We start from the raw sequence: 4,129 nt of genomic DNA, 5'->3' as shown, positions 1-4,129 counted from the left end.
TTCCGGCTTCGGCTCGTACACGTGGATCGGCCTCGGCAACTACCAGCGCATGATCGACGACCCGTACTTCTGGTCCTCGATGTGGATCACCGCGAAGTACGTGGTCATCCTGGTCCCGGTGCTGTTCGTGGTCAGTCTCGGGCTCGGCGTCCTGATGAAGCAGAAACTGCCCGGCATGGCCGCCTACCGGACGGCCCTCTTCATGCCCTACATGCTCAGCCTGGTCGTCGCGGGACTGCTGTGGAAGTTCATGTTCGACGAGCAGACCGGCATCGCCAACAAGGCCGTCGGCGAGCTCGGGATCAGTCCCCGGTCCTGGCTGGGGGACCCGAGCCTCGCGCTGTACTCCGTCATCCTCGTGACGGTCTGGTACATGATGGGCTACTACATGATCATTTTCCTTGCGGGTCTCAACGAGATCCCCAAGGAGTACTACGAGGCCGCGACGATCGACGGCGCCGGCGCCTGGACCTCGTTCCGGAAGATCACCTGGCCGCTGCTGCGCCCGACGAGCTTCTTCGTCCTCATCATCACCACGGTCGCGGCCATCACCGGCACCTTCGACCTGGTCTACGTGCTGACCTCCGGCGGCCCCGCGAACGGCACCGCGGTCGCCATGTTCTACATCTACCAACAGGCCTTCGTCTTCGGCGAGTACGGCTACGCCGCGGCCCTCGGCACCTTCCTCGTGCTGATCATGGTCGTTCTCTCCTGGGGCATCTTCAAGGTCACCAAGGGCGGGAGGTTCGACGATGGCGAGTGAGACCGTCACCGCGGTACGCAGGCGCGCCGGCAAGCGCGGAGGCCTCACGCTCCTCGCGATCGCCCTGTCCCTGCTGAGCGTCTTCCCGATCCTCTGGATGATCTCGTCGTCCCTCAAGTCCCGGTCCACGGTCACCGACGGGCGCCTGCTGCCGCAGCACGTCACATGGGACAACTTCCGCTACGTCTTCACCGAAGTGCCGTTCGGCCGCTGGCTGTTGAACAGCTTCATCATGGCCGCCGTCATCACGGTCGCCGCGCTGTTCTTCCACTCCATGGCCGCGTACGCGCTGGCCCGCCTCAGGTTCCCCGGCCGCGACTCGGTCTTCGCCGTCATCTTCTCGACGCTGCTGATCACCGCGCCCGTGATCCTCATCCCGCTGTTCATCATCGTCCGGCAGTTCGGCATGCTGGACAGCTACGCGGGCCTGATCGTCCCGCTGATCTTCAACGCGTTCGGGATCTTCCTGCTGCGCCAGTTCTATCTCGGCATCCCGAGGGAGCTGGAAGAGGCGGCCATCGTCGACGGCTGCGGGTACTGGCGCGTGTACTGGAACATCGTCCTTCCGCTCTCCCGGCCCATCCTGTCGGCCCTCGCGGTGTTCTTCTTCCTCGCGAACTGGAACCAGTTCGCCTGGCCGCTGGTGTCCACCAGCAGCGCGGACCTCACCGTCACCCAGGTCGGCATCGCGTCCTTCACCACCCAGTACGGCGCGAACTGGAACTACATCCTCGCGGCCGCCGTGGTCGCCGTGATCCCCATGCTCGCGCTCTTCCTCGTCTTCCAGCGCCAGATGGTCGAGTCCATCAAGACCTCCGGCCTGAAGTAGCCGCACCCCCTCGCCCCTCCCCCTGGAGGCCCCTTCATGGCACGCATCGGCCTGCTCTCGATCTCCGACGGCCGCGACTACGTCCAGCGCGACGTGCGCGAACACGTCACCCGTGCCGGGCAGCAGCTCGCCGGAATGCTCCGCGACGCCGGGCACGACGTCGTCGTCGCCCCCGAACACGTCGAGTCCAACCGGCTCGCCACGTCCCAGGCCCGGTACCTGGCCCAGCAGCACGTCGATCTGACCGTCCTGCACCACTCGGTCTGGACGTTCCCGCACTTCACCATGCTGGCGGCGGACGCCACACCCGGCCCGATCCTGTTGGTCGCCAACATCGACCCGCAGTTCCCCGGCATGGTGGGCATGCTCGCGGGCGGCGGCGGGCTCGACCAGATCGGCCGCACCCACGCCCGGGCCTGGGGCGACCTCGACGACCCCGCCGTCCGCGCGAGGATCCTCGACCAGGTCCGGGCCGCAGCCGCCGTGCAGGGTCTGCGCGGCTCCACGTTCGGCCGGATCGGCGGCCGGCCCATGGGGATGTACACCGCCACCGCCAACACCGACCAGTGGATGAAGACCTTCGGCGTCGACGTCGAGGAGATCGACCAGTGGGAGATCGTGCGCCGCAGCGAACACGCCGACGCCTCCCGGGTGAAGGAGGCGCGCGTCTGGCTCGAACAGCACGCAGGCGGCGTCCACTACGACGGCGACCGCCTCACCCCCGAACTCCTCGAACGGCAGATCCGCAGCTACTACGCGATGCGCGAGCTCATCGACGAGTGGCACCTCGACTTCTCCGGCATCAAGGGCCAGCCCGAACTCACCGCCCACTTCTGCACGATGGACATCGCCGAGGCGTTCCTGAACGACCCCTACGACTGGGAGGGCCCCAAGGACACCCATGTCACCGCCACCGAGGCCGACATGGACGGCGCACTCACCATGCAGATCCTCAAACTGCTCTCCGGGGACCCCGCCCTGTTCGCCGACGTCCGGCACTACCACGCCGACAAGGACGTCTGGGACCTGTGCAACTCCGGCCAGCACGCCACCTGGTACGCGGCCCGCTCCGCCGACCCGCTCGAGAACCTCGCCGGGGTCCACCTGCGCCCCGAAGTCTTCTACTTTCCCGCGGGCGGCGCCTCCGTGCAGCATCTCGCCGCGCCCGGCGCCCTCACCTTCGCCCGGCTCACCCGCGAGAACGGGGCCTACCGCATGCACGTCATGCGCGGCGACCTGGAGACCTACGACGACGCGACCAACGAGCGCATGATGCGCGCCTCGACGTACGAGTGGCCGCACGCCTTCGCCCGGCTGCACACCGAGGCCGAGGACTTCCTCGGACGCTTCGGCTCCAACCACATCCACGCCGTCCCCGGCGACCACGTCGGCGCGCTGCGCGCCGTGTGCCGCCATCTCGGCATCCGCTACGACGGCTTCGGCGACGCCGCCTGAGGCCGCCGACGCCGCGTTCGCTCTGTCGCAGAAGAAGTCGGTGCAGAAGAAGCAGACACTGGGCACGGTGGAGATCACGAAGGAGAACGCGGCCGCCGTCTACGAGAAGTACGACATGAGCGCCAAGACCGGCTGACGCACGCCCACCGCCGGGGCCCGGAGACATCCGCGGGCCCCGCCCGACCCACCGGAGCACCATGACCACGTCGCGCCCGGGCCCGCTGCTCGGCATCGACATCGGCACCTCCTCGTCCAAGGGCGTGCTCACCGCCGCCGACGGCACGCTGCTCGCCCAGGCACAGCGCACCCACACCACCGCGACCCCGCGCCCCGGTTGGTTCGAGCACGACGCGGAGGCCGTGTGGTGGTCCGACCTCCGTTCCCTGACGCGGGAGCTCCTCGCGTCGGGCCCGCGTCCTGCCGCCGTCTGCGTCAGCGGCATCGGCCCCTGCGTGCTGCCGGCCGACGCCGACGACAGGCCGCTGCGCCCCGCGGTCCTGTACGGCGTCGACACCCGCGCGAGCGCCGAGATCGCCGAGCAGACCGAGCGCTACGGCGCCGACGCGATCATCGCGCGCTGCGGCTCGCCCCTCACCAGCCAGGCGATCGGCCCGAAACTCGCCTGGTTGCGCCGTCACGAGCCGGACCTCTACCGGTCCACCCGGCGCTGGTACATGGCGAGTTCGTATCTCGTCCACCGCCTCACCGGTCGGTACGTCCTCGACCACCACTCGGCGAGCCAGTGCACGCCCCTGTACGACCACGCGCGCCGCACGTGGATCACCGACCACTGCGAGGACATCGCTCCCGGTCTCGAATGGCCCGAACTCGTGTGGCCCGCCGACGTCGTGGGCGAAGTGACCCGCCGGGCCTCCGAGCTCACCGGCCTCCCCGCCGGTACCCCGGTCGTCGCCGGGACCATCGACGCCTGGGCGGAGGCCGCCGGAGTCGGTGTCGCCGCACCGGGCGACACGATGCTGATGTACGGCACGACGATGTTCGTCGTCGACGTGGTCGAGAAGCCGCTGACCAGTCCTCGGCTGTGGGGCACCGCAGGCGCGTTCCCCGGCACGTACTGCCTG

The 4,129-nt window shown here is 68.8% G+C and carries 4 protein-coding genes; all 4 read left to right on the top strand.

What is annotated here, in order from left to right; translation table 11 throughout:
- Window positions 1-763 (top strand): sugar ABC transporter permease (locus tag GTW43_RS26925; RefSeq protein ID WP_161304561.1); only part of this gene is annotated, 763 nt, incomplete at its 5' end.
- Entirely contained in the window at window positions 753-1,592 is an 840-nt protein-coding gene (locus GTW43_RS26920; RefSeq protein WP_161304560.1) for a carbohydrate ABC transporter permease, read from the top strand. The genes GTW43_RS26925 and GTW43_RS26920, both read left to right, overlap by 11 nt.
- A gap of 36 nt (window positions 1,593-1,628) precedes the next feature.
- Window positions 1,629-3,047, top strand: a complete 1,419-nt coding sequence (locus tag GTW43_RS26915; protein ID WP_161304559.1) for an L-fucose/L-arabinose isomerase family protein — start codon at window positions 1,629-1,631, stop codon at window positions 3,045-3,047.
- 197 nt (window positions 3,048-3,244) lie between these two features.
- Window positions 3,245-4,129: FGGY family carbohydrate kinase (locus tag GTW43_RS26910; RefSeq protein WP_272922565.1), on the top strand; the 885-nt coding region annotated here is incomplete at its 3' end.

The sequence above is a fragment of the Streptomyces sp. SID5785 genome (assembly GCF_009870065.1).
Classification (GTDB): domain Bacteria; phylum Actinomycetota; class Actinomycetes; order Streptomycetales; family Streptomycetaceae; genus Streptomyces.
The sequence above is the reverse complement of the archived record's forward strand: the minus strand, read 5'-3'. Positions and strand labels throughout refer to the sequence as shown.

Excerpts from the sequence above, each read along its gene's own strand:
- GTW43_RS26915 (WP_161304559.1), top strand. The coding sequence starts at position 1,629 with ATGGCACGCATCGGCCTGCTCTCGATCTCCGACGGCCGCGACTACGTC.
- GTW43_RS26920 (WP_161304560.1), top strand. The coding sequence starts at position 753 with ATGGCGAGTGAGACCGTCACCGCGGTACGCAGGCGCGCCGGCAAGCGC.